The sequence below is a fragment of the Pseudomonas sp. ICMP 561 genome (assembly GCF_002699985.1).
In the GTDB taxonomy this organism is placed as follows: domain Bacteria; phylum Pseudomonadota; class Gammaproteobacteria; order Pseudomonadales; family Pseudomonadaceae; genus Aquipseudomonas; species Aquipseudomonas quasicaspiana.
In genome coordinates this window covers 50,258-75,059 of sequence record NZ_LKBT01000002.1, presented here as the reverse complement: position 1 = coordinate 75,059, position 24,802 = coordinate 50,258, and the positions used below count along the sequence as shown (strand labels likewise).

Genomic DNA, 24,802 nt, shown 5'->3' with positions numbered 1-24,802 from the left:
ACTGAGCCATTGCGCGTGACGCGGCTTGAATTGGGTAAGTAACGCAGTGACGAAAAACGACGTGACCGTTATCGAGGCTCCACCTTGACGGCCTGTGTGATCTCGCCAGATTTCAGGGTGGTGCGGTATGCAACCTGACCGCCAAAATCATTGATGCTAATGAAGTTCAACGTCGCTCCATCGCCGAACGCACTTAACGGTAGTTGCAGTTGCTGACCGGGAGCTATCATCTGACTGTCCTGGTTCAGCAACTGGTTGCCCGCACGCTGTGCGGTAATCATGACCATTGAAACGTGAAACGGCCCCGGATTTTCAACGTGCAACTTATTATCTGCCGCCAGCTTCCAGCGCAGATGTTCCGGCGCTTCGGCGACATCGCCTACCAGCCCTTTGGGCCGGAAGAACAGCTTCATGCGCTGCCGGATGGCGATCTGCAATGTGTTTTGCGCGGCCACTTGAGGAATCTCTTGAACATTGAGCCAGAGTACTGATTCGCGGTCCTGCGGCATGTCCTTGCCCGCATAGATAATACGCACCAGTTGTCTGCCATCGCTGGCTAAACGGGCAATCGCAGGGGTTATCACAAACGGCAGGTTATTCGGATCTGTATGTTCGGCGCTTGGCTCCAGCCAACTTTGCACAAGGATCTCTTTATTTCCTGCGTTATGTACGCCGAAACTGACCTCCTTGTCTGAAGCGGGATAAATGATGCGTGTGGTATTTATTACGATGCTGGCCTGCGCGCTGGCGCAGAACAGCAATGACCATAAAGCCGCTGCAGCCAACCGGGCCATACGACGGTAGAAAAACAAAAACATGCTGGCGCTCGCCTTGTACTCGGTATGAAATCCCACAGTGTCTTGACCAGACACGGTCAGCAGGGCCGGGATCAAACCGCGCACGGCTTAAGCCGCCCCTGCGAACGTCCATACCCTTCAATGTTCGATGGAGTAGGTAACCCGAGATGGAGCGAGCAATGCTCGCTCCATGCGGCGTATTACTCGTAATCCAGAGTGAACGGCAGGTCGCCCATGGCCGTACCTGGGCGGGTTACCGTGCCATTCAGCATGTAGACCCCCGCCAGGTTGAGCTCAGCGGTGGCACCACTCGCACTGTCCTTGACCAGCGGCTTGTCTATGGTACCGGTTCCAGACAAATCCATCAGTTGATTCGAAGCGTTAAGCACACCAATGGCAACACCACCTGCCGAACCGGTTACGCGAAGTAACTTGCTGTCATTGTCATCGGTACCATGGCCCATACCGGCTTTAAAGCGCATCTTCACCAGATTGTATTGATCGGCACCCGCAGTGCAGTTGACCAACAACTGAATGGGAGTCGCCGTCTCCAGTTTATTCTCGCCAGAGGTACCAATATCAGAGAACGAAACGTTACCCAGATCGACTGCAATATCGCCAGGCGCGGTGCCCGGGCCGGTGCCTGCGCCGGGAGAAACGCTGCAGGAAATGTTGGTCAGCGTGCCGGAAAACTTCAGCACACCATTGTTCGCAGCATTGGCGGTGTTAGCCAGGCTCAAAGCCAAAGCGCCACTAACGGCCAGGGCAAGAGTGATATTTTTCATAGTAACGACATTCCTTGTGTTATTCCGTGTATGCCCTAAATCGGACGCCACGCACTATAAGGTTCGATCTTGTGGATCGATGTCGGCTTTATTACTTTAATCACATGGAATAAGCCACGGAACTTGCAGGAACTTTCCGTAGGAATAACCGCAACTCTTTTGCAGCCCGTATAAACCGTGACACTGAGATAATACCCGATAAAAAAGGTCAGGCAATACTTCACATAAAGTTGACGACATTGCTACAACGATCAACTTTATTTGCAACCAGAGCTGTCACTCACTCGACAGGTATCAGATTAGCGGAGGGATTAGGTAAGAGGAGCCGAGCGTTCATGCAGTAAACATCTGACCTGCTCGGAGGAGCGCCACCCCGGTCGCTCCTGCAGGTCCAACGTTTGTCAGGCGATAGCGCGGACGTGTTTGCCAGGAGACTATTGATACGTGAGGGTCAGAACCCCGGCACCCGCCGGGTTGCCCTTCGATAATGATACTGGCAGCGCCTGATACTGTGTCGAGAACGGGATGACGGAGCCAGTACAGGCGTTTTGCGCCGTATCAACCACAATGGACATATGGGCGGAAACGTTGACCCGTTGAGTGTTGACCCCTCCAACCAGGCTCGTCGGCAGCACCGCGCAGCTGGCATTGTTGACGGCCCCGCTAAAACTCAGCTGACCGTTAGCGGCCGATGCGGTAAACGCACTCAGGCATAAAGGACCAACAATCAGAACGGCGATGACCTTGCGCGCCTCATGAACGACTTCAAACCAACGGTTCCCGCTTGAGACGCTGCACTTCATGGGCTTGCTCCAACCTGGTACGTTTTGATCAGCAAAGAAAACCAACTGGAACAAGCAGGAAAATTTCCCGAGAATTCCTTTCTATAGATATCGTCTCCAGCCCGTGTTTCTTGATAACGTTCGTGCGCGTTGCGCCTTTCTTGCTGACAATTCTGACAGGTGGCCGTCACCCTGCTGACCGGGTTGACGGGCTATAAGAGAAGCGCCATCCACAACGACCCTCCTTCCCCGACTTTCCGGCGTCTCTCGAATGCGTAAACAGACCAGAACCGTTCTTGCCGTTGTTGTCATCACGGGCTTGATCGGTGTATCCAGCTGGACCCTGACTCGTCCGGCGACGGCAAAAGTCAGCACACCGACGGCGGTGCCGGTCAAAGTCGTCAAGGTGACCGAGGAGGATGTGCCGCGTTTCGTCACGGGTATCGGCTCGGTGCTGTCTTTGCACAGTGTGATCATTCGCCCGCAAGTGGATGGCATCCTCACCAAAGTGCTGGTCAAGGAAGGGCAAACGGTCAAAGTCGGCGATTTGCTGGCGACGATTGACGACCGGGCCATTCGCGCCTCGCTGGAACAGGCCAAGGCTCAGCTTGCGCAAAGCAAGGCACAGCTGGACATGGCCCAGATAGACCTGAAGCGCTATCGGCTGCTCAGTGAAGACAATGGCATCTCCAAACAGACTTTCGATCAGCAGCAAGCCACAGTTCATCAACTCAAAGCCACAGCGATGGGCAACGAGGCCGCGATCAACGCCGCTCAAGTGCAACTTTCGTACACCCAGATTCGCTCACCGGTCACCGGCAGGGTCGGGATTCGCAACGTCGATGAAGGCAATTTCCTGCGCGTCAGCGATGCTCAGGGCCTGTTTTCGGTCACGCAGATTGATCCGGTCTCGGTGGAGTTCTCGTTGCCGCAACAAATGCTGCCAACGCTGCAAGGTTTGATTGCTTCAAGCTCGCCAGCAGCCGTCAAAGCCTTCCTCGGTGATGGCGATAACGGCACATTGCTGGGCGACGGCAAGCTGACCCTGATCGACAACCAGGTCTCGGCCACCACCGGGACCATTCGCGCCAAAGCCGAATTCAATAATCCGAAACAGCTGTTGTGGCCAGGTCAACTGGTCACGGTAAAAATCCAGACAGCCATAGACCGCGATGCCTTGCGAGTGCCACCGCAGGTCGTGCAACGCGGCATCGATCAACACTTCGCGTTCAGGGTCAACGGCGACAAGGTCGAAGTGGTTCCGGTGCAGGTGCTGTATCAGGACAGCAGCCTGATGCTGATCTCCGGCCCCAAGGCGGGCGACGTGCTGGTCAGTGACGGTCAGTCACGACTCAAGGCAGGATCGAAAATCGAAGTGCTGCGTAACACGACAGAGACTAGCCAGACGGCAGAACTGGACGGCACACGATGAAGGGCCGTGGATCGGTTTCAGCCTGGTGCGTGGACCATCCGGTCGCCACGTTATTACTGACGTTTGCCATGGTCCTGCTGGGGGCGATTGCGTTCCCGCGCCTGCCCGTCGCGCCGCTGCCTGAGGCCGAGTTCCCGACCATTCAGGTCACCGCGCAGTTGCCCGGTGCCAGCCCGGAAACCATGGCTTCATCAGTCGCGACGCCGTTGGAAGTGCAATTCAGCGCCATTCCCGGCATGACGCAAATGACCTCCAGCAGCGCCTTGGGCTCCACCAACCTGACCCTGCAATTTACCCTCAACAAAAGCATCGACACCGCCGCGCAGGAAGTCCAGGCCGCGATCAATACCGCAGCGGGCCGCCTTCCCGCTGACATGCCCAACCTGCCGACCTGGCGCAAGGTCAATCCAGCGGACAGCCCGGTGCTGATTCTCAGCGTCAGCTCCAATCTGATGCCGCCTACTGAACTCAGCGATGTGACCGAGTCGTTGCTGGCGCGGCAACTGAGCCAGATCGACGGTGTGGGTCAGGTGTTCATTACCGGTCAACAGCGGCCCGCGATTCGCGTGCAAGCAGCACCGGAGAAGCTCGCCGCACTGGGCCTGACCCTTGCCGATATCCGCGTCGCGGTGCAACAGACCAGTCTCAACCTCGCCAAAGGTGCGCTGTATGGCAAGGACAGCGTGTCCACCATTGCCTCCAACGATCAACTGTTTCGGCCTCAGGATTACGCGCAACTGATCGTCTCCTACAAGGACGGCGCCCCTGTTCACCTGAAGGACGTGGCGCGGGTCATCAACGGTTCGGAAAACGCTTACGTGCAGGCCTGGTCGGGCGATCAGCAAGGCGTCAACGTCACGATTTTCCGCCAGCCCGGTGCCAACATCGTGGAAACCGTGGACCGCATTCAGCGCGAGATGCCACGTCTGCTGGAAATGCTTCCGGCCTCGGTCGACGTCTCGGTGCTCAATGACCGGACACGAACCATTCGTGCCTCGCTGCACGAAGTGGAAATGACCCTGGTGATCGCCATTCTGCTGGTGGTCGCGGTCATGGCGCTGTTCCTGCGCCAGCTGTCGGCCACGCTGATTGTCAGCGCTGTGCTGGGCGTCTCGCTGGTCGCCAGCTTCGCGATGATGTACGTGTTTGGTTTCAGCCTGAACAACCTGACGCTGGTGGCGATTGTGGTGGCGGTCGGGTTTGTGGTGGACGACGCCATTGTCGTAGTGGAGAACATTCACCGACACCTTGAAGCCGGTGACGGCATGCGCGAAGCGGCGATCAAGGGCTCTGGCGAAATTGGCTTCACGGTGGTGTCTATCAGCTTCTCGTTGGTGGCGGCGTTTATTCCGTTGCTGTTCATGGGCGGCGTGGTCGGGCGGCTGTTCAAGGAGTTTGCCCTCACTGCCACCGCGACCATTCTGATTTCGGTTGTCGTTTCACTGACCCTGGCGCCGACACTGGCGGCGCTGTTCATGCGTGCGCCGAAACATGATCCGCATGCAAAGCCAGGTTTCAGCGAACGCCTGTTGGCACTTTATGAGCGGGGCCTGAACAAGGCCCTGGCCCATCAACGGATCATGCTCGGGGTTTTCGGGCTGACATTTGTGCTGGCAGGCGTTGGCTACGTACTGATCCCCAAAGGGTTCTTTCCGGTACAGGACACCGCATTCGCCCTTGGCACCAGCGAGGCGGCCGCCGATATTTCCTATCCCGACATGGTGGAAAAACACCTGCAACTGGCGAAAATCATCGGTGCCGATCCGGCAGTGCAGGCGTTCTCCCATTCGGTTGGGGTCAGCGGCAGCAACCAGACCATCGCCAACGGGCGGTTCTGGATCTCCCTTAAACCCCGGGGTGAACGCGACGTTTCTGTAAGTGAGTTCATCGACCGGATACGTCCGAAGCTGGCGAAGATTCCCGGCATCGTTCTGTACCTGCGCGCCGGGCAAGACATCAACCTGAGCCCCGGTCCGAGCCGCAGCCAGTATCAATATGTGCTCAAAAGCAATGACGGTCCGCTCCTCAATACCTGGACCCAGCGCCTGACGGAAAAACTGCGCACCAACCCGGCATTCCGTGACTTGTCCAATGACCTGCAACTGGGCGGCAGCGTTACCCATATCAATATCGACCGCAGCGCTGCCGCTCGCTTCGGATTGACGACCAACGATGTCGATCAGGCCCTGTACGACGCTTTCGGCCAGCGACAGATCAGCGAGTACCAGACTGAAATCAATCAGTACAAAGTGATTCTGGAACTGGACGCCAAACAACGCGGCAAGGCCGAAAGCCTGGGGTATTTCTATCTGCGTTCGCCCCTGACCAACGAGATGGTGCCACTGTCGGCGCTGGCCAAGGTCGGCGCGCCGACCATGGGGCCTTTGTCCATCGCCCATGACGGCATGTTCCCCGCCGCCAACCTGTCGTTTAACCTGTCGCACGGTGTGGCGTTGGGAGATGCGGTGCGCATGCTCGATCAGGCCAAAAACGAGATCGGCATGCCAGCTTCCATCATCGGTAACTTCCAGGGGGCGGCGCAGGCGTTTCAGAGTTCACTGGCCAACCAGCCGTGGCTGATTCTGGCGGCGCTGGTGGCGGTGTACATCATTCTGGGTGTGCTTTACGAAAGCTTCGTCCACCCGTTGACGATCATTTCCACCCTGCCCTCGGCGGGTATCGGCGCGTTGCTGCTGCTGTGGTTGATGGGGCAGGATTTTTCGATCATGGCCTTGATCGGCGTGGTGCTGCTCATCGGTATCGTCAAGAAGAACGGTATTTTGCTGGTGGACTTCGCCCTCGAGGCGCAGCGTGACCGAGGCATGAGCCCACTGGATGCAATTCATGAAGCCTGCCTGACGCGTTTCCGTCCAATCATCATGACCACCTTGGCGGCCTTGCTGGGCGCACTGCCCTTGATGCTCGGTTACGGTGTGGGTGCCGAACTGCGCCAGCCGCTGGGGATTGCCGTCGTGGGTGGTTTGCTGGTCAGCCAGATGCTGACACTGTTTACGACACCGGTGATCTACTTGCAGCTGGAGCGGGTGTTTCATAAGCGCAAGGATGAGGCCGAGCCTTCTTTGGTAATGAACAAATGATTACCAGCAAAGGACATTTCCGCTGACACATCGCTACCGGGCCTGTTGGAGCGAGGCTTGCCCGCGAAGGCGTCGACTCGATGAGCCTGGCGCACCGCGTGATCGTTCTTCGCGGGCAAGCCTCGCTCCAACAGAAAACGCCATATTCAGTAAGTTGTAATTTGCTTAATGAGAGCCAACAAGGTCCGCTGTATTTAAAAAGTTATTGTTTACCTATCGAGACCCTGCCCCATGCGTGTCCTGATCATCGAAGACGAAGAGAAGACCGCTGATTACCTGCGTCGCGGTCTGACCGAGCAAGGCTTTACCGTAGACCTCGCTCGCGACGGCATAGAAGGCCTGCATCTGGCGCTGGAGAGCGATTACGAGGTGATCATTCTCGACGTGATGCTGCCCGGTCTGGATGGCTTTGGGGTACTGCGCACGTTGCGCGCCCGTAAACAAACGCCTGTGATCATGCTCACCGCCCGCGAGCAAGTGGATGACCGTATCCGCGGCCTTCGCGAAGGTGCCGATGATTATCTGGGCAAGCCGTTCTCATTTCTTGAACTGGTTGCTCGCCTGCAAGCGCTGACCCGACGCAGCAGCGGTCACGAACCCATGCAAATCAGCATTGCCGATTTGTGGATCGACCTGATCAGCCGCAAGGCAACGCGCGCCGGGCTGCGTCTGGACCTGACAGCCAAGGAGTTCTCGTTGCTCAGTGTGCTGGCGCGCCGCCAGGGTGAAATTCTCTCCAAGACGTCCATCGCCGAGATGGTCTGGGACATCAATTTCGACAGTGACGCCAACGTCGTCGAGGTTGCGATCAAACGGCTACGCGCCAAGCTGGACGGCCCCTTCGAGCAGAAATTACTGCACACCATTCGCGGTATGGGCTACGTGCTTGAAAGTCGTGCCGGAGAGCCGCAGTGAGGACGGACTCCATCGCCCTGCGCCTGAGCGGCCTGTTCGCGCTCGTGGCGTTGCTGGTTTTTACCCTGATCGGCTGGGCGTTGTATCTGCAGGTTGATAAAAGCATGGCGCTGCTACCTGAAGCCGAGGCGGAAGCCCGCTACAGCGTGCTGGAATCTGCGGTCAATCGCCACAGCGACGTCGAGCACTGGGGCCGGATCAAAAACAAGCTGAAGCTTCTCAGCGAAGAAGACAAGCGCCTGCGTTTCTGGGTGGTCAGCGACAATCCGGTCTATGAATTTGGCAACCCGGATGCCGACATTCGTCGTTTCGCCAATGGCCCTCTGGGCATGCGTGAACTGCGAATTACCGGGCACGAATATCCGTTCAAGGTGTTGGTCAGCCAGTTCGACGCCAGGGAGCAACGCCCGCCTCTTCGTTTCCTGATTGCCGTCGATACCGATACATTTCTGCAAACCCAGCACTCGCTGATGATCGCTCTGATCGGATTCGCGACGCTCGGTATCCTGCTGGCGTCGGTGCTGGGTTACTGGGCCGCGCGTATTGGATTGCGGCCGTTGACCAGCCTTTCACTGGAGGCGCGCAAGCTCACACCTCCCAGACTCTCCGGGCGCCTGCAGATGACGCCCCTGCCACCGGAACTGAACCAGTTTGTAACCTCATTCAATTCGACACTCGAGCGAGTCGAGCAGGCCTATGCGCGGCTTGAATCCTTCAACGCGGATGTCGCCCATGAACTGCGTTCGCCGCTGACCAACCTCATTGGCCAGACTCAGGTGGCCTTGACCCGAGGGCGTTCGGCGGAACACTACTTCGAGGTGCTGCAATCGAATCTGGAAGAGCTCGAACGACTGCGCTCGATCATCAATGACATGCTATTCCTGGCCAGCGCTGACCAAGGCAGCAAGGTAACGGAACTGACGTGCGCGTCTCTGGCTGAGGAAGTGGCGACCACACTGGATTATCTGGACTTCATTCTTGAGGATGCCCAGGTGCGCGTCGAAGTCCACGGTGACGCTCGTGTGCCCATGGAAAAGGCCCACTTGCGTCGGGCGCTGATCAACTTGCTCCACAATGCCGTGCAACACACCGAGGCTGGGCGAACGATTCGCGTGGACATTGCCGAGCAGACCGATCATGTCAGTGTGGGCGTCGCCAACCCCGGTCCGCAGATCGCCAGCGAGCACCTGCCCAAGCTGTTCGAACGCTTTTACCGGGTGGACGCCTCGCGCGCCAACAGCGGTGCCAACCATGGCCTGGGACTGGCCATCGTCAAAGCCATTGCGCTGATGCATGGCGGCAGCGTATTTGTGCACAGCCGCGAGGGTATTAATACCTTCGGGATCAACTTGCCGTTGTGATGGTTTTCCTTGAAGCAAACCACACCTGACTAACGGGCCTGGAATTCAATCCTGAGGGGTCACACCGTGCGGCGATCCGACTTGCGCGCGATAAACAATGACGCAGTCTATTTTCCAGGTGCGTCTCATGTATTGCGGGCAAGCCCGGCGCCCACAAGGATGAGCGTCCAGGCATGTGTTTTTTTACAGATACAACACTCCAGCAAATAAAACGTGTTCACGAACATAATAAATCACTGCTGTTTCAACGCGTCCTGTATGGGTTATAAATAGCGGGTCGACAACCACTATCAATATATCAATCCCTTAAAACGCTTTTAAAACAAAGCGTTGAGGGATATTTATTATTTACCGGGTTCACTCCGCGCAATGATTGCTCATCACGCCATGCAGGCACCGAATAAAAAATGGACTCGGCCAGAGATTTTCCTGGTGTGCGGCAGTGTGCTGGCAATCGCCGCCATTGCGATCATTGTTGTCTCGTTATTGATCCGTGAACGACGGGACGCAAATGAAGCTGCAGCGCGGGCTTCTTCCAATATCGTGAGCCTGATTGATGCCGATGTATTGCGTAATGCTGAGCTTTACGACACCTCGTTGCAGGGCATGATCAGCGCATGGCAAATGCCCGAACTGCAAAACATTGCGCCGAATCTGCGTCACCTGGTCCTGTTTGATCGCTCCACCGCTGCACGCTACAAAGGCGACCTGCTGTTGATAGACAAGGACGGGCGTATTCTCGCCGACTCCACATCAGTGACGCCCCGAACTGTCAATCTTGCTGATCGCGCGCACTTCCAGGAGCTCAGGCGTAACCCGTCAAACGAGATGCTGGTGGGTGCGCCCTTCAAGTCCCGCGGCGGGTTCAAGGACTGGTGCATCAGCTTCAGTCGGCGGATATCGGGCGAGGACGGCTCTTTTCAAGGCATCGCCAGTGCGGCGATGCGCCTGGTGTATTTCAAGCAGTTGTTTCGCACGCTGGACATTGGTCCGGACAGCAACATCACGCTACTTAACACTGACGGCGTTCTGCTCGCCCGTCATCCAGAAATCTCCGGCAAGGACCTTATCGGCACCAGCTTTGCCAGCACCCCAAATTTCAAACGGATTATTGAAGAAGGTAATGGCAGTTTTTCTGGTACGTCATCCATCGACGGCAAAGAGCGCCTATACACGTTTTCCCATGTCGGCGATTTGCCGCTGATTGTTGTAGTAGGCCAGTCCGTCAAAGAGGTCTACGCCCTCTGGCATCGCAATGTGCTATTGGTGGGCATCGCTACCACCGTATTGTGTCTGGGTATCTTGTGGCTGAGCCTGCTGCTGCGCCGTGAACTAGGCCTGCGGCATCAGGCCGAAGAAGAGCTCCGAGCCCGTGCATCAACCGATGCGCTGACCGGGCTGGCCAACCGGCGCAGGCTCGATGAAGTGATTAAAAGCGAATGGATGCGCAGCATACGATCAGGCAAACCCGTTTCGCTGCTGGTGATAGATGTTGATCACTTCAAAGCCTTCAATGATCGCCACGGCCATCATGGCGGAGATGAAGCGCTACGCAACGTAGCGACGACCATCGCCAACCACATCAGAAGACCGGGTGATTTTGTGGCCCGGTATGGCGGCGAAGAGTTTGTCGTGGTGCTGGGTGAAACCGATATGGAAGGTGCCAGAGCCATCGCAGAGATCATCAGGCAAGCCGTACAGGACATTGCCCCTTATGCGGGGGATAACCAGCCAATTACCGTCAGCATTGGCATCGCCTGTACCGAGGCGAATGCTGGCGCCCCTGTTGATACGCTGTTCAACACTGCCGACAAGGCGCTGTATGTTGCCAAGAGCAACGGGCGCAACAGAGTTGAGCCGACTTAGGTTTTAGGGGATGTTGAGACGAAGGCAGGGTTCAGTCAGTTGATTATCCAGCGATAACGTTGGCCTCTTCGCGAATAAATTCGCTCCTGCCTGTCCCGAGGGAGGCCAAAAATATCGCTGAATTACAGCCATAAAAAAACGCCAGACTGGCTGGCGTTTTTTAGAAAATCAAGTCTTAGTGTGCAGCTTTCTCGGCACGAGCAGCATTACGCAGGTCACGGACTTTATCGTGGTTAGCTTGCACGCCAACTAGTTGCTTGTCGATCAACGAGGTAACGGAAGCTGGCAGATTTTTCTCAACCGCTTTCTGACGGGCTTCTTTGTAAGCCTTCAGCGCTACGTCTTCGCCGCGCTCTACTTCTTCCAGGATTGCTTTGTCGTCTTTGCCGGTCAATACCGACTTCAGGTCAACCCATGCGCGGTGCAGGGTGCCACTTACGCTGGAAGAGGTTTCTGGATCGCCGCCCAGTGAACGTACTTCAGCCTGCAGTTCAGCGACCGAAGTTTTGATTTCTGCAGAACGGCTCAGGAAGTAAGCCTTGATCGCAGGGTTTTTGATATCTTCTGCGCTGGTCTGAAAACCCTTTTCGCCATCTTTGCTGGTTTCGATCAGGTCGTTCAGAAGGGAGATCGATTCTTTATTGATGTCAGTCATTTTCAAGTTCCTTATGGGCAGGTTTATACAAAATGATTTGCATGCTTAGGTAATTGCAGGGGGCATGCCAGCTTTTTTGAATAAACTTAAATCTTTAAAATCAATGACTTATATTAAACGCCATACAGATGAGTCGTGATTTCTGCATGAACTGTCCTTTGGCCTGCATGCAGAATGCACGTATCGTCAGGGTGTTTTGAAATCAGGTAACGCGAAGCTCATGGATCCGGAAAAACTTTTGCTGCTGGTCACCCGCGAAATGCCGTTTGGCAAATACAAAGGCCGCCTGCTGGCCGACTTGCCGGGCCAATACCTGAATTGGTTTGCGCGGGAGGGCTTTCCCAAGGGCGAACTGGGCAGCCTGTTGGCGTTAATGCAGGAGATTGACCATAACGGCCTGTCGGAGCTGCTGGAACCGCTACGCAAGGGGCCGCGGAAGAAGCTGGACTGACTGGCAGCCGGATCACGTGAGAGATTCTTTGGTCGCCTGCAATTCCGTAGGACCGGCTTTAGCCGGGAGAGCGGTATTTCTGGCGAAGAAGGTTTGGCAAATGTTGCCGACGCCCTCCCGGCTAAAGCCGGTCCTACGGGATTACGCATCACCAAGCACCGCTTCCATAGTTCGTCAGCAATTCATAGAGATGGTTAGATTGTTTTGACAAGAGGGGACGCAATGCTCGAGCAACAGGCAAGGGATGAACAGTTCTGGCAGGACATCGCCGGGCGCTACGACGTTGAGCCAGGGCCGATCAATCTGGAGAACGGCTACTTCGGGCGCATGACACGTGAAGTCATGGAAGACTATCGTCGCAATATTGATTATGTGAACCGTAGCAACTCGGTGTATGTGCGTCGCCAATTCGATACCCATGACAGCGGCATGATCCACGCCGAACTGGCGCAACTGCTACAAGTCAGCGCAGAAGAAATCGCAATCACCCGCTGCGCATCCGAATCGTTACAGTCGCTGATCCGCAACTACAACCAGCTGCAACCTGGCGATCAGGTGCTGATCTGTGATCTGGATTACATCAGCGTGCAGTCTGCCATGCGCTGGCTGGCCAAAAGCCGTGGCGTCGAAGTCATCGAGATTTCCCACGTCCACCCCGTTACCTACGAAAGCCTGTTGAACAGCTATCAGCAAGCCTTCGAGCAGTATCCACGGCTCAAGCTGATGGCGCTGACCCATGTCACTCACCGCACAGGACTCGTGATGCCGGTCCAGGCCATTGCCGGTCTGGCGAAAGAGCACGGCGTGGATATCATCCTTGATGGTGCCCACGCACTGGGCCAACTGGATTTCAAACTCGACGAGCTGGGCGTGGCGTTCGCGGGCTACAACCTGCAGAAGTGGATTGGCGCGCCGTTGAGCCTTGGGGTTATCTATGTAGCGCGGGAGAGGATTTCAGCCATCGACCCGGACATGGGCGACACCCGCTACTCCCCCGATAACATTCTGTCGCTGGTGCCTTATGGCACACCGAATATTCCGGCCTGGATGACTTTGCCCAAAGTGTTCGAAGAGCATGCGGCGATGGGTGGCTCGGCCAGTAAAGGCGCACGCCTGAACTACTTGCGCGACTTGTGGGTAAAGCCGTCCAGAGGGCTGGACCATATCGAGATTCTGACCCCGGACGATCCGCGGCTGTATTGCGGGATCACCGCGCTGCGCTTCACCCGTCAGGCAGATCAGCAGAAAATGGTTAAGCGCTTGCTGGAGGACTACAACCTGTTCACCGTCGCCCGTGAGGGCGCAGCGTGCGGGCCTTGTATCCGGATTACGCCGGGGTTCAGTACCTCAGCGGCGGATATGGGGTTGTTGGTGGAGGCGCTGCAAAAGCTTGACCAGTAATATCGATCCATTCGTAGGACCGGCTTCAGCCGGGAGGGCGGCATTTCTGACGAAACAAATTCAGCGAATGCACTGACGTCCTCCCGGCTGAAGCCGGTCCTACGGACTGGTGTTAATCGAACAACGCCATCGCCTGCGCGGTGGCTTCCTGGATACGGCCCCAGTCGCCATTCTTGACCCACGCGTTGTCGATCATCCAAGTACCGCCGACGCACATGACGTTAGGCTGCGCCATGTAGCTCTTGAGGTTGTCGGCGTTGACGCCGCCGGTTGGGCAGAAACGCACTTCATTGAACGGGCCGCCAAGGGCTTTGATCGCCGCAACGCCGCCGCTGATTTCTGCCGGGAACAGCTTGAAACGACGGTAGCCCATCGCGTAGCCGATCATGATTTCCGACGCACTGCTGATGCCGGGCAACAGCGGCAGCGGGCTGTCGAGCGCGGCTTGCAGCAAATCTTGCGTACTGCCTGGCGTGACGATGAATTGTGAACCGGCTGCCTCGGCGTCGGCCAGCATGTGCCGGTCGAGAATGGTGCCAGCGCCAACGCAAAGCTCAGGGCGCTGCTCACGAAGAATGCGGATTGCGCTCAGGCCAAACGCCGAACGCAAGGTAACTTCCAGCGCCGTCATGCCACCGGCGGCCAAAGCATCCGCCAGCGGCAGGACGTCTTCGTCACGCAGGATGGTGATGACAGGCAAAATCTTTGCCTTGGCGCAGAGGTCGTCAATCTGCTTGATCTTGTTCGCCATGCTGTTCAGCGGCTGAGTGGTATCGACGGTGTTCATGGCGGCGGATCCTTTTGTTATGGGCACCAGTAAATCTCAAGTGAAGAGTCAAGAAAGGCGCGTATTGGCATTTCAGCGAGGTCATCGCCCGCCAATGCGGCCCGCAGGGTGTCGAGTTTGGCCTGGCCGGAAACCGACAGAATCGGCAGGCGCGCCGAAGCCAGCAGTTGACGGGTCATGGTCAGGCGTTGATGCGGAACAGCTGGCGCCAGCATCGGCAAGCAACGACGAGTACTGTCCAGTTGCAACGCTTCGCTCAGGTTCGGACTGTTCGGGAACAGCGACGCGGTATGACCGTCATCGCCCATGCCCAGAATCAGCACGTCAATCGGTGGCAGTTCGGCCAGCGCCTGATCAGCCGCGTCGGCGGCCTCTTCAAGGCTCGGCGCGACGGTGTATAGACCGAAGAAGCGCGCCTTGGCCGCAGGACCTTGCAACAGGAAACGCTGCAGCAGCCCGGCATTGCTGTCGGCATGCTCAACGGGCACCCAGCGCTCATCAGCCAGGCTGATAACCACTTTCGACCAGTCCAGCGGCTGCTGCGCCAGGCTCTGGAAAAACGCCACCGGGCTACGGCCACCGGAGACCACCAGCGTCGCGACGCCCTTGGCGTTGATTGCAGCGCTGAGCTGTTCGGCTACATTGGCTGCCAGCGTCTCGGCCAGCAGCTGCGGATTATCGAATTCACGGGCCACGAGGCCCTGCGGAAATTCAAGTTCACATATCGCCATACCACGATCTCCCATCACGAGTAATCAGGGCAATGGAGCTCATCGGCCCCCACGTTCCGGCGGGGTAAGGCTTGGGCGCATCGCCCGCCTTTTTCCAGCCGGCGATCAACTGATCGCACCATTGCCAGGCGTACTCAATTTCATCTTTGCGAACAAACAGGTTCTGATTGCCGCGCATGACTTCCAGCAACAAACGTTCGTACGCATCAGGCACGCGCGCGCTGCGGTAAGTGTCGGAAAAATTCAGTTGCAACGGGCCGCTGCGCAGCTGCATGCCTTTGTCCAGGCCCTGATCCTTGGTCATGACCTGCAAAGAAATGCCTTCGTCCGGCTGTAGGCGAATGATCAGGCGATTGCTGATCTGCATACGTTGCTCAGGGGCGAAGATGTAGTGCGGCGGCTCTTTGAAATGGATCACGATCTGCGACAGTTTTTGCGGCATACGCTTGCCGGTACGCAAATAGAACGGTGTACCTGACCAACGCCAGTTACGGATATCGGCACGCAGGGCAACGAAGGTTTCGGTGTCGCTCTGGGTGTTGGAATTCTCTTCTTCCAGATAACCCGGCACAGCCTTGCCTTCGCTGTAACCCGCGGTGTACTGACCGCGAACCACTTGAGTGGCGAGGCGCTCCGGCGTGAACGGTGCGAGGGCCTTGAGCACCTTGACCTTCTCGTCACGAATACTGTCGGCGGACAGATCACTCGGCGGGTCCATGGCGATCAGACACAGCAATTGCAGCAAGTGGTTCTGGATCATGTCGCGCAGTTGCCCGGCCTGATCGAAATACCCCCAACGGCCTTCGATACCCACCTTCTCCGCCACAGTGATTTCAACGTGGGAGATGTGATTCTGGTTCCACTGGGTTTCAAACAGGCTGTTGGCGAAACGCAAGGCGATCAGGTTCTGAACGGTGTCCTTGCCCAGATAATGGTCGATGCGGTAGACGCGGGTTTCCGGCAGGAACTGCGCCACGGCATCGTTGACACGACGCGACGAGGCGAGGTCGTGGCCGATGGGCTTTTCCAGCACGGCACGGGTGCGCTCGGTCAGGTTAACCGATGCCAGGTTTTCACAGATCGCGCCGTATACCGAAGCCGGCGTGGCGAAGTAGGCAATCAGGGTTTCCGCATCGCCCACACGCTCCGCCAGCGCGACGTAATCCTCGGCCTTGAGAAAGTCGACGTGCAGGTAACTCAGACGCGCCTGGAAACGCTCCACGTGTTCAGTTTCAAGCTGTGCTTCGGGAACAAAGCGGCGTAATGAATCTTCGATGTGTGCCAAATGCTGCTGTGCGTCGCCAGACTCACGCGCCAACGCAAGAATTCGCGTGTCAGCGTGCAGCAATCCAGCGCGGTCGAGCTGATAAAGCGCCGGGAACAGTTTGCGCACTGCCAGGTCGCCCAAGGCGCCAAACAAGGCAAAAGTGCACGGTTCAACCGTAATCGAGAGCATAATGTTGGTTCTTTTATCAAGTTAAGCTACAAATACCTTTTTTAAAGGCGTTACTCAAGGCCATATGTAGTAATAACCACAACATTCCATCTAGAAGCATATTCCAGTGGTGATCAACACAGGCCCTGAGTACGATAGGCCACCTTTGCTACAGGCTAAAGGCCCTATGTGCCTGCCCTCAAAAAAACCTGAGCAAAACTGCCTGATTAGGACTTTGAATGGACCACTCAAGAAATCTTCTGGAGCAGATCCAGAGCCGCCTCGAAGAGCTCAACAAAGCGGAGCGCAAGGTAGCTGAAGCGATTCTTCTTAACCCACAACAAGCAACTCGCTTCAGTATCGCGGCATTGGCTCAGGCTGCAAAAGTCAGCGAGCCGACCGTCAATCGATTCTGCCGCTCATTTGCAGTCAGCGGTTATCCAGAGCTCAAATTGCAGTTGGCACAAAGTCTGGCCAGCGGTGCCGCGTACGTCAGTCGTGCAGTGGAAGCCGACGATGATCCCGAGGCTTACACCAAGAAGATCTTCGGCAGCGCGATTGCCTCGCTGGACAGTGCAGTCCAGCAACTGGATCCGGCGCTGATCAGCAAGTCTGTGGACATGTTGATTCAGGCGCGGCAGATCCACTTCTTCGGGCTGGGTGCCTCGGCACCTGTGGCGCTGGATGCCCAGCACAAATTCTTCCGTTTCAATCTGGCGGTGACCGCTCACGCCGACGTGCTCATGCAGCGCATGATTGCCTCGGTGGCACACACCGGTGAATTGTTCGTGATCATTTCCTACACAGGCCGTACGCGGGAACTGGTGGAAGTGGCACGTATTGCCCGGGCCAATGGCGCTTCAGTGCTGGGCCTGACCGCTGCCGGCTCGCCGCTGGCGCAGGCCAGCACAGTGAGTCTGAATATCCCGCTGCCGGAAGACACCGATATCTACATGCCGATGACCTCGCGGATCATCCAGCTCACCGTGCTCGATGTGCTGGCTACCGGCATGACCCTTCGCCGCGGCGTGGACTTCCAGCCGCACCTGCGCAAGATCAAGGAAAGCTTGAATGACAGCCGGTATCCGGTTGAGGATCAGGGGTAGCGCTTAAAGCTTTCTGTAGGAGCTGCCGAAGGCTGCGATCGCGGCGTATCAGGATAAATGCTTCGCAGCCTTCGGCAGCTCCTACAGAAAACGCATTTCAATCCAGTAGCTGCATGTTGGCTCCTGTGTTTGACTTCAATGCAGCAAACACGCCTGCAAGCTCTGCTCGACCTGCTCACCCGGTGCCAGGCTCAGGCTTTCATCGCCGCCTGACGCCGCTTCGACGCAGACAAAACCGGATGCCTCATTGCCCGCCACGCCTAGCAGCGGCCTGTTACCGGGATGCCATACGACTGTGTTGGCGTTATCACGACTGTTGATCCCCAGGCGGCGCTGCCAGGTTTGATCTTCCAGTTGCAGCGCCCCGGTGTGTTCAAACACCCGCTGACAGCCGCCAGCAACGCGTAGCTCGCCTTCCTGCCGACACACCCGTCGATTCAACTGATCGTAGCCCTGAGCGCCTTCCAGCCCCTGCAACGCAATATCCTCCACATCGCTGATGCGCCAGTAGGCATGCAAAGCGTGGCCAAACTGGCAAGGCTCGCTGTCTTCATGACAGGTGCTGAGCCGCAGGTTCATGCCCTGCCCCAGTTCGGCATACAAGTCAGCCTGCCAGTCACACAGCTGCAAACGCCAGTGCAGGCTGACGCCGGACTCGCTCTCGTGGCTGTCGATCAGCTTCCAGTCCACCAATCGCCCCCAGCCATGCGCAGGCCAGCCGGGTTCATTCGGGTGCTTTCCATGCCAGGGCCAACACACTGGCACTCCACCGCGAATCGCGCCCACCTGCGGCCAGCGCGACGCACACCAGAGCCAGGGTTTCTGCCCCGTGGGCTGGAAATGCAGCAGTTGAGCCCCCTGACGACTGAAGGCGGCCTGGCACAGCGGATGATTGATCAGCAGCACATCGCGGTGCTGATGACGCTCCCACTCAAAAGTCGGCCGGGTACGTCGGGATGTGAAGAATCGCTGTAGGGGGTGTTCGGATGTTTGTGGGTGTTTGGTGGTCATTGCTTTTTGAATCACCTGCATGTGTAGGAGCTGCCGAAGGCTGCGATGCGGTAGATCTGACACACCGCGATCGCAGCCTTCGGCAGCTCCTACAGAAAATGGCGTTCCATCACTCAAAAAAACGGGCAGCCAGGCTGCCCGTAAAGCACACACGACCCTTGAGCGTTTAGAACTTGGTCTGCAGCTTGATACCCGCAACCAGTGCGTCATCAACCTGATCAACACCACCCGGGTGTTTGATGTACTGCAGGTTGGGACGAACGGTCAGCCAGTCAGTTACGTGCACACCGTAGTAGATCTCGGAGTTGTACTCGCTCTTCTGGATAGGCAGGTAAGCCGGGTTGTCGTAATCATCGACACCGTTGACGGCATTGATCTGGCGGGCACGATCAGAGACGTTATCGTTGACGTGGATACGCGAAACACCAATACCGATGTCATCTTTCGGACGCGCATCGAAAGGTCCTTTGAAGACCATGCCGACTTGCAGGAAGTTGTCGACGAAGTTGGTGTCCTTGTCATGCACGGTGGCGTTGGCAAACAGACTCAGGCCGCGGGACGGATCGCCACCGAAGGTACTGACCTGTTGTTGTGCCACAACCCACCAGCCAGTCTTTTCGTTACGCGACTTGAATGCCGCGCCGGTCAGACCCTGAGGCTGGCCATTGACGTCCTCATAACGGTCGTCGGCGCTCGGGCTGCTGAAGTAGTAGCCCAGACGATATTCGCCAGGCAGCGAATTGACGGTCGGCGACCACACCACTTCAACTGGCACCAGCGTGCCTTTGGAACCGCTGCCACTCAGCTTGAAGCCATTACCGGTTTCCAGATAAGACGGGTTCTGCTCGTAAACACCAATCTGCGCGTACACCTCAGGTGTGATGTTGTACTTCACACGCAGAGCCCACTGGCTGACGGGCCAGTTGTACCAGGTGTCCACGTAGTTCGCAGCCTGGGTACCGCAGAACGTCAAGTTCTGGAAGTCGCAAGGGAAGCTGCCGAAGTCCTCACCCTCGCCCATGCGGCCGGCTTTGATGTCGAGCTTGCCGTCGAGAAATTTCTGTTTGACCCACATTTGCGTCAGGCGCCAGGTCTGACCACGACCCCAGACTTCCTGAGAGGAACTCAGGGTGCCGACACGTGGATCGCCGAGACGGTCATTGGAGATGTTCTTGCCGCTACGTTCGGTGATTGCCAGCTTGAACTCGGCATCGTTCCAGCCGAAAGCCTTCTGCAGGTCAATGTTGACGCCGAGGGCGAACTGATCGCTGTAGCGTGCCGTTTTGTCTGTGTTGTAACCGCCGTGAACGTTGGACCCCATCTCACCAACGTATTCGAGCGAGAAATCATAACCCTTGTCATACAGCTCTTTGCGCAAACCACCCCAGTCTCCGGTCATATGCCCGTTGGGGTTGTAGGGCTCGATGGCGTAGGCCGCACTGGAGAAAACCAGCGCACTCAATACGGACAAACCACCGATACGCTGGAAGTGATTTAGCGATTTATTACGTAGCTTCTTCATCCCTTGGATCCTCATTTTATTGTTATTAGCTTCTACGGCATTGACATCGACTACTTCGTGTTCGCTGGCTGGACGCGCTTATGGCAGTGAGCGCCCGGCCAGCAGTGCCCGGTCAGTTACGGTTGATCTGGGTGACATTCCCCGCACGCTCGACAACCGGCTGGCTGGCAAGCACCCCAAGGCGCTCGCCGGTCGCGGCATCAAAAAGCAGCACCTTGGCGGGGTCGAATTGCAGCGTCAGGCTTTCGCCCACCTGTGGCGCGACGTCCGGTGCCAGGCGGCAGCAGACCTTGCTTTGATTAAGAGTGACGAATACCAAGGTGTCCGGACCCGTCGGCTCGGTGACCTGAACTTCAGCGCGAATGGTCGGCAAACCATTGGCCTCCGAAGGCGCGAGCACGATCTGCTCAGGGCGCAGACCCAGGATCACTTCGCGGTCTTCCAGACCGGCATCGGTCATACCCAATGGCAATTCACAGCGCGCCTGACCGCTATCAAGCAATGCGATCAGGCGCCCTTCCTTGCGTTGCAGGCGCAGAGGAATGAAGTTCATCGGCGGCGAACCTATGAAGCTCGCCACAAACAGGTTGGCCGGATCGTTGTAAATCTGCTTGGGCGTGCCGAACTGCTGAATGATGCCGTCCTTCATGACCGCCACTTTGTCGCCCAGGGTCATCGCTTCGATCTGATCGTGGGTCACGTAAACGGTGGTGGTTTTCAGGCGTTGGTGCATCAGCTTCATTTCGGTACGCATCTCGACCCGCAGCTTGGCGTCAAGGTTGGAGAGCGGCTCGTCGAACAGGTAAATCTTCGGCCGCCGCGCCAACGCCCGGCCCATCGCAACACGCTGCTGCTGCCCGCCGGACAACTGCCCCGGTTTGCGATTGAGCAGATGCTCGATCTGCAGCAGCTTGGCCACACGAGTGACTTCTTCGTCGATGGCCGCCGCGCTCATCTTGCGAATCTTCAGGCCGAACTCGATGTTTTCGCGCACGCTCATGGTCGGGTACAGCGCGTAGGACTGAAACACCATGGCGATGTCGCGATCCTTGGGGCTCATGCCGCTGACATCGGCGTCGTCGATCAGGATCGACCCGGCACTGATGTTTTCCAGCCCAGCGATGCAGTTCATCAGGGTCGATTTACCACAGCCGGACGGACCGACCAGGATCAGAAATTCGCCATCCTTGATCTGCAGTTCGATGTTCTTCAGCGTGTCCGGAAGGCCCGCGCCGTAGGTCTTGTTTACATTACGTAATTCGAGCGTTGCCATGTTTACCCCTTGACTGCGCCGGCCGTTAGCCCACGCACGAAATACTTGCCGGCGACGATGTAGACCAGCAGAGTCGGCAGCCCGGCGATCATCGCGGCCGCCATATCAACGTTGTATTCCTTGGCACCGGTGCTGGTGTTGACCAGGTTGTTCAGCGCCACGGTAATAGGCTGCGAATCACCACTGGAGAACACCACGCCGAAGAGGAAGTCGTTCCAGATCTGGGTGAACTGCCAGATCAGGCAGACCATGATGATCGGCGTCGACATCGGGAGAATGATCTTGCCGAAGATCGTGAAGAAGCCAGCACCATCCAGTCGTGCAGCCTTGACCAGCGCATCCGGGATGCTCACGTAGTAGTTACGGAAGAACAGCGTGGTAAACGCCAGACCGTAAACCACGTGGACGAACACTAGACCGGTTGTAGTGCTGGCCAGTCCCATCTTGCCCAGCGTGAAGGACGCTGGCAGCAAGACCGTTTGAAACGGCAGGAAGCAGCCAAACAGCAACAGACCAAAGAACAGCTGCGAACCGCGAAAACGCCACATCGACAGCACGTAACCGTTAAGCGCACCGATGGCCGTGGAAATCAGAACGGCGGGCACGGTGATCTTGATCGAGTTCCAGAAGTAGCCATCCAGCGTCCCCCAGGCCTTGATCCAGCCAATCCCGGTGACCACGGTCGGCCAGCTCAGCAGGTTGCCGGTGCCGATGTCTTCAGGTGTTTTGAAACTGGTGAGCAACATGACCACCAGGGGTACGAGATACAGGAAACAAGCGAGGATCAACACCGCATAAATAGCGATACGACCGAAGCTGAGGGCGGGTTTGCCGACATGACTAGTCATTGCGCTTGGTCCTCAGCTCGGAATACAGGTACGGCACCAGAATCGCCAGAATCGCGCCAAGCATCAGAATCGCACTGGCCGAACCCATGCCCATCTGGCCACGGCTGAAGGTGAACGAATACATGAACATCGCGGGCAAGTCCGAGGAATAACCCGGTCCGCCAGCCGTCATCGCCGCCACCAGATCGAAGCTCTTGATTGCGATGTGGGCGAGGATCATCACCGAACTGAAGAACACCGGGCGCAGGCTTGGGAGCACCACTTTCCAGTAGATTTTCGGCATGCTAGCGCCGTCGATTTGTGCGGCACGGATGATCGACTGATCAACGCCACGCAGCCCCGCGAGAAACATCGCCATGATGAACCCCGACGACTGCCACACAGCAGCGATCACCAGGCAGTACACGACGCGATCCGGGTCTACCAGCCAGTCCAGGCGGAAGCCTTCCCAGCCCCAGTCCCGGAGCATTTTGTCCAGGCCCATGCCCGGGTTGAGCAACCACTTCCAGGCGGTGCCGGTCACGATCATCGACAGCGCCATCGGGTACAGATAAATGGTGCGGATAAAGCCTTCACGACGAATGCGCTGATCAAGAAACACCGCCAGCAGCACGCCGATTGCCAGGCTGATCGCGATGAACATGCCACCGAAGACCATGAGGTTCTTGCTCGCCACCCACCAGCGGTCGCTCTCGTACAGGCGCACGTATTGCGACAGACCGGCCCACTTGTAGCTGGGCAAAAAAGTCGAGGTTGTGAACGACAGGACGAACGTCCAGAGGATGTAACCGTAAAAACCGACCAGCACGATGAACATGCTCGGCGCCAGCACCAACTTGGGCAGCCAGCGTTGCAGCGCATCAAGCGGCGAGGCTTTGCTGAGGGCAGCGACAGAGCTCATCGAATCACTCACATTGAACAAATCATTTCCAGTCCGCAGGCGTGCCCGACACCGGAATACGATGTCATGAGCACGGACTGCGACTGGGGTGGTTTTAGCGCCTGCGCAAACGAATTACTTGGCTGCCTTGACAGCAGAACCGAGTTTCTTCGCAGCATCGGCCGGGTCAGCTTTCGGGTCATTGATGTAGTTGGTGATGACATCAAAGAACGCGCCCTGCACAGCCAACGTGGTCGCCATGTTGTGCGCCATGCTTGGTTGCAGACCGCCGGTTTTGGCGTCAGTCAGGAAGTCCTTGGCAGCGGTTTGTGCGCAGGAATCAAAACCGTACTTGCCCATGTCGCTGAGCATGTCGTTACGAACCGGGATCGAGCCTTTGTTGATACTGAAGACTTTCTGGAAGTTTTCACCCAGCACGACTTTGGCGATGTCCTGCTGACCAGCCGCCGTACCGGCGTCTTTCTGCTTGAAGACGGCCAGTGAGTCGATGTTGTAGGTGAAGGCTTTTTCGGTACCTGGGAACGCTACGCACTCGTAGTCTTTGCCGGCGACTTTCTTGGCCGCGGTCCACTCGCTCTTGGCCCAGTCACCCATGATCTGCATACCGGCTTTGCCGTTGATGACCTTGCCTGCTTCCAGGTTCCAGTCCTGACCTTTGCCGTCAACGTCCATATAAGTTGCGACTTTCTTCAGCTCGGTCAGGGCCTTGACCATTTCAGGCCCGGTCAGCGCGCTGTTATCCAGATCAACCAGTGCTTTCTTGTAGCCATCCGCACCCATCACCGACAGCACGACGGCTTCAAATACGGTGCTGTCCTGCCACGGTTGGCCACCGTGTGCCAGCGGGATGAAGCCGGCTTTTTTCAGCTTGTCGCCAGCGGCGTAGAATTCTTCGAGGGTTGTAGGGTTTTTCTCAATACCGGCTTTCTTGAAGACTTCCGGGTTGATCCACAGCCAGTTGACGCGGTGAATGTTGACCGGCACGGCCACATAATCGCCGTCGTACTTGACGGTGTCGGAGACTTTCTTGTCGAGCAGGCTGTCCCACTTCTCTTCTTTGGCGACGTCCTTGAGAACATCGGTGTCCAGCAAGCCAGTAGACGCCCACTCCTGAATATCAGGACCTTTGATCTGCGCAACACCAGGCGGATTACCTGCTACGGCACGGCTCTTGAGCACCGTCATCGCCGTAGCGCCACCGCCACCGGCGACTGCGCCGTCCTTCCATGTGAAGCCGTCTTTCTCGACCTGAGCCCTGAGCACATCCACAGCTGCTTTTTCACCACCGGAAGTCCACCAGTGGACGACTTCCACGGTGCCCTTCGAATCAGCGGCAATAGCACTCAGAGGGAACAACGAGGCAACAGAGATGACAGCTGCGAGGCGGGAGATTGAATTCATCGATTTAACCTTTCTTGTTGTTATGCATGAGCAAGTCTGTGCTTGCGCTGCATGGAGTCTAACCAAGGGTTTTGAAAGAACAGTAACGAAGGGACGCGCGATGGTCACAGGATGGTTACATTCGAGAGCTGGGTGAAAATCTGCCACTCGCGCCATTCCGTAGGACCGGCTTCAGCCGGGAGGGCAGTATTTCTGACGAAAGAGGTTTAGCAAATATCCTGACGCCCTCCCGGCTAAAGCCGGT

The 24,802-nt window shown here is 57.0% G+C and carries 21 protein-coding genes; 8 read left to right on the top strand and 13 right to left on the bottom strand.

Annotated elements, in window-relative coordinates; genetic code table 11:
* Nucleotides 1-68: 68 nt before the first annotated feature.
* The 3 genes from AO242_RS02725 to AO242_RS02715 all read right to left on the bottom strand — a co-directional run bounded on the left by AO242_RS02725 (nt 69) and on the right by AO242_RS02715 (nt 2,385).
* A complete protein-coding gene (locus tag AO242_RS02725) occupies nt 69-818 on the bottom strand; it encodes a fimbrial biogenesis chaperone (protein ID WP_099267697.1) in 750 nt (249 codons plus the stop codon).
* Between the two features lie 179 nt (nt 819-997).
* Nucleotides 998-1,582, bottom strand: a complete 585-nt coding sequence (locus AO242_RS02720) for a fimbrial protein (protein ID WP_099267582.1) — start codon at nt 1,580-1,582, stop codon at nt 998-1,000.
* Nucleotides 1,583-2,016: 434 nt separating this feature from the next.
* Nucleotides 2,017-2,385, bottom strand: a complete 369-nt coding sequence (locus AO242_RS02715) for a hypothetical protein (RefSeq protein WP_099267581.1) — start codon at nt 2,383-2,385, stop codon at nt 2,017-2,019.
* A gap of 250 nt (nt 2,386-2,635) precedes the next feature.
* Between AO242_RS02715 and AO242_RS02710 the strand changes: the two genes are divergently transcribed.
* The 5 genes from AO242_RS02710 to AO242_RS02685 all read left to right on the top strand — a co-directional run bounded on the left by AO242_RS02710 (nt 2,636) and on the right by AO242_RS02685 (nt 11,036).
* A complete protein-coding gene (locus tag AO242_RS02710; RefSeq protein ID WP_099267580.1) occupies nt 2,636-3,796 on the top strand; it encodes an efflux RND transporter periplasmic adaptor subunit in 1,161 nt (386 codons plus the stop codon).
* Complete coding sequence (locus AO242_RS02705) at nt 3,793-6,894, top strand: multidrug efflux RND transporter permease subunit (protein WP_099267579.1); 3,102 nt, start codon at nt 3,793-3,795, stop codon at nt 6,892-6,894. Before AO242_RS02710 ends, AO242_RS02705 begins: the two co-directional genes overlap by 4 nt.
* A 231-nt stretch (nt 6,895-7,125) precedes the next feature.
* The gene (locus AO242_RS02695; protein WP_099267577.1) at nt 7,126-7,809 is read left to right on the top strand and encodes a heavy metal response regulator transcription factor; all 684 of its coding nucleotides are present in this window, start codon (nt 7,126-7,128) and stop codon (nt 7,807-7,809) included.
* Nucleotides 7,806-9,170 (top strand): heavy metal sensor histidine kinase, encoded by a 1,365-nt coding sequence (locus AO242_RS02690; RefSeq protein WP_099267576.1) that lies wholly within the window; start codon nt 7,806-7,808, stop codon nt 9,168-9,170. Before AO242_RS02695 ends, AO242_RS02690 begins: the two co-directional genes overlap by 4 nt.
* A 369-nt stretch (nt 9,171-9,539) precedes the next feature.
* Nucleotides 9,540-11,036 carry a sensor domain-containing diguanylate cyclase gene (locus tag AO242_RS02685; protein ID WP_099267575.1) on the top strand — a complete coding sequence of 499 codons (1,497 nt, stop codon included), beginning with the start codon at nt 9,540-9,542 and terminating at the stop codon, nt 11,034-11,036.
* 175 nt (nt 11,037-11,211) lie between these two features.
* On the opposite strand, the gene AO242_RS02680 is transcribed toward AO242_RS02685, so the two are convergent.
* Nucleotides 11,212-11,691: a PA2169 family four-helix-bundle protein gene (locus AO242_RS02680; protein WP_027901048.1), complete on the bottom strand. Its 480-nt coding sequence runs from the start codon at nt 11,689-11,691 to the stop codon at nt 11,212-11,214.
* Between the two features lie 220 nt (nt 11,692-11,911).
* On the opposite strand from AO242_RS02680, the gene AO242_RS02675 reads away from it, so the two are divergent.
* Nucleotides 11,912-12,142 (top strand): DUF3820 family protein, encoded by a 231-nt coding sequence (locus AO242_RS02675; RefSeq protein ID WP_099267574.1) that lies wholly within the window; start codon nt 11,912-11,914, stop codon nt 12,140-12,142.
* A gap of 222 nt (nt 12,143-12,364) precedes the next feature.
* Nucleotides 12,365-13,543, top strand: a complete 1,179-nt coding sequence (locus AO242_RS02670) for an aminotransferase class V-fold PLP-dependent enzyme (RefSeq protein WP_099267573.1) — start codon at nt 12,365-12,367, stop codon at nt 13,541-13,543.
* A 112-nt stretch (nt 13,544-13,655) separates the two neighbouring features.
* Here the strand turns inward: AO242_RS02670 and AO242_RS02665 are convergent, their stop codons facing one another.
* From AO242_RS02665 to zwf, 3 genes are read right to left on the bottom strand one after another with little or no spacing between them, the layout of a single operon-like run.
* Nucleotides 13,656-14,330, bottom strand: a complete 675-nt coding sequence (locus AO242_RS02665) for a bifunctional 4-hydroxy-2-oxoglutarate aldolase/2-dehydro-3-deoxy-phosphogluconate aldolase (RefSeq protein WP_099267572.1) — start codon at nt 14,328-14,330, stop codon at nt 13,656-13,658.
* Nucleotides 14,331-14,347: 17 nt separating this feature from the next.
* A complete protein-coding gene (gene pgl, locus AO242_RS02660) occupies nt 14,348-15,061 on the bottom strand; it encodes a 6-phosphogluconolactonase (RefSeq protein ID WP_099267571.1) in 714 nt (237 codons plus the stop codon).
* Complete coding sequence (zwf, locus tag AO242_RS02655; RefSeq protein ID WP_027901053.1) at nt 15,048-16,517, bottom strand: glucose-6-phosphate dehydrogenase; 1,470 nt, start codon at nt 16,515-16,517, stop codon at nt 15,048-15,050. The genes pgl and zwf overlap by 14 nt, the downstream gene beginning before the upstream one ends.
* Before the next feature lie 218 nt (nt 16,518-16,735).
* Here zwf and AO242_RS02650 point away from each other — a divergent pair, with 218 nt between their 5' ends.
* Nucleotides 16,736-17,602, top strand: a complete 867-nt coding sequence (locus tag AO242_RS02650; RefSeq protein ID WP_027901054.1) for a MurR/RpiR family transcriptional regulator — start codon at nt 16,736-16,738, stop codon at nt 17,600-17,602.
* A gap of 135 nt (nt 17,603-17,737) precedes the next feature.
* On the opposite strand, the gene AO242_RS02645 is transcribed toward AO242_RS02650, so the two are convergent.
* The 6 genes from AO242_RS02645 to AO242_RS02620 form a co-directional block, all read right to left on the bottom strand.
* Nucleotides 17,738-18,613 (bottom strand): D-hexose-6-phosphate mutarotase, encoded by an 876-nt coding sequence (locus tag AO242_RS02645; protein WP_099267696.1) that lies wholly within the window; start codon nt 18,611-18,613, stop codon nt 17,738-17,740.
* Nucleotides 18,614-18,779: 166 nt separating this feature from the next.
* Complete coding sequence (locus AO242_RS02640; RefSeq protein WP_027898722.1) at nt 18,780-20,135, bottom strand: carbohydrate porin; 1,356 nt, start codon at nt 20,133-20,135, stop codon at nt 18,780-18,782.
* A 112-nt stretch (nt 20,136-20,247) separates the two neighbouring features.
* On the bottom strand, nt 20,248-21,408 hold the full coding sequence (locus AO242_RS02635; RefSeq protein ID WP_099267570.1) for an ABC transporter ATP-binding protein: 1,161 nt from the start codon (nt 21,406-21,408) through the stop codon (nt 20,248-20,250).
* Between the two features lie 2 nt (nt 21,409-21,410).
* Nucleotides 21,411-22,256 carry a carbohydrate ABC transporter permease gene (locus tag AO242_RS02630; RefSeq protein WP_027898724.1) on the bottom strand — a complete coding sequence of 282 codons (846 nt, stop codon included), beginning with the start codon at nt 22,254-22,256 and terminating at the stop codon, nt 21,411-21,413.
* The gene (locus tag AO242_RS02625) at nt 22,249-23,157 is read right to left on the bottom strand and encodes a carbohydrate ABC transporter permease (RefSeq protein WP_027898725.1); all 909 of its coding nucleotides are present in this window, start codon (nt 23,155-23,157) and stop codon (nt 22,249-22,251) included. Before AO242_RS02625 ends, AO242_RS02630 begins: the two co-directional genes overlap by 8 nt.
* A 114-nt stretch (nt 23,158-23,271) precedes the next feature.
* Nucleotides 23,272-24,558, bottom strand: a complete 1,287-nt coding sequence (locus tag AO242_RS02620) for an ABC transporter substrate-binding protein (protein ID WP_099267569.1) — start codon at nt 24,556-24,558, stop codon at nt 23,272-23,274.
* Between the last annotated feature and the right edge of the window lie 244 nt (nt 24,559-24,802).

Bases quoted from the DNA above. Each gene is read 5' to 3' on its own strand.
- AO242_RS02720 (WP_099267582.1), bottom strand. From the start codon at position 1,582: ATGAAAAATATCACTCTTGCCCTGGCCGTTAGTGGCGCTTTGGCTTTG.
- AO242_RS02625 (WP_027898725.1), bottom strand. From the start codon at position 23,157: ATGAGCTCTGTCGCTGCCCTCAGCAAAGCCTCGCCGCTTGATGCGCTG.
- pgl (WP_099267571.1), bottom strand. From the start codon at position 15,061: ATGGCGATATGTGAACTTGAATTTCCGCAGGGCCTCGTGGCCCGTGAA.
- AO242_RS02650 (WP_027901054.1), top strand. From the start codon at position 16,736: ATGGACCACTCAAGAAATCTTCTGGAGCAGATCCAGAGCCGCCTCGAA.
- AO242_RS02710 (WP_099267580.1), top strand. From the start codon at position 2,636: ATGCGTAAACAGACCAGAACCGTTCTTGCCGTTGTTGTCATCACGGGC.
- AO242_RS02675 (WP_099267574.1), top strand. From the start codon at position 11,912: ATGGATCCGGAAAAACTTTTGCTGCTGGTCACCCGCGAAATGCCGTTT.
- AO242_RS02620 (WP_099267569.1), bottom strand. From the start codon at position 24,558: ATGAATTCAATCTCCCGCCTCGCAGCTGTCATCTCTGTTGCCTCGTTG.
- AO242_RS02705 (WP_099267579.1), top strand. From the start codon at position 3,793: ATGAAGGGCCGTGGATCGGTTTCAGCCTGGTGCGTGGACCATCCGGTC.
- AO242_RS02670 (WP_099267573.1), top strand. From the start codon at position 12,365: ATGCTCGAGCAACAGGCAAGGGATGAACAGTTCTGGCAGGACATCGCC.
- AO242_RS02715 (WP_099267581.1), bottom strand. From the start codon at position 2,385: ATGAAGTGCAGCGTCTCAAGCGGGAACCGTTGGTTTGAAGTCGTTCAT.
- AO242_RS02635 (WP_099267570.1), bottom strand. From the start codon at position 21,408: ATGGCAACGCTCGAATTACGTAATGTAAACAAGACCTACGGCGCGGGC.
- AO242_RS02640 (WP_027898722.1), bottom strand. From the start codon at position 20,135: ATGAAGAAGCTACGTAATAAATCGCTAAATCACTTCCAGCGTATCGGT.
- AO242_RS02665 (WP_099267572.1), bottom strand. From the start codon at position 14,330: ATGAACACCGTCGATACCACTCAGCCGCTGAACAGCATGGCGAACAAG.
- AO242_RS02685 (WP_099267575.1), top strand. From the start codon at position 9,540: ATGATTGCTCATCACGCCATGCAGGCACCGAATAAAAAATGGACTCGG.
- AO242_RS02680 (WP_027901048.1), bottom strand. From the start codon at position 11,691: ATGACTGACATCAATAAAGAATCGATCTCCCTTCTGAACGACCTGATC.
- AO242_RS02645 (WP_099267696.1), bottom strand. From the start codon at position 18,613: ATGACCACCAAACACCCACAAACATCCGAACACCCCCTACAGCGATTC.
- zwf (WP_027901053.1), bottom strand. From the start codon at position 16,517: ATGCTCTCGATTACGGTTGAACCGTGCACTTTTGCCTTGTTTGGCGCC.
- AO242_RS02695 (WP_099267577.1), top strand. From the start codon at position 7,126: ATGCGTGTCCTGATCATCGAAGACGAAGAGAAGACCGCTGATTACCTG.
- AO242_RS02630 (WP_027898724.1), bottom strand. From the start codon at position 22,256: ATGACTAGTCATGTCGGCAAACCCGCCCTCAGCTTCGGTCGTATCGCT.
- AO242_RS02725 (WP_099267697.1), bottom strand. From the start codon at position 818: ATGTTTTTGTTTTTCTACCGTCGTATGGCCCGGTTGGCTGCAGCGGCT.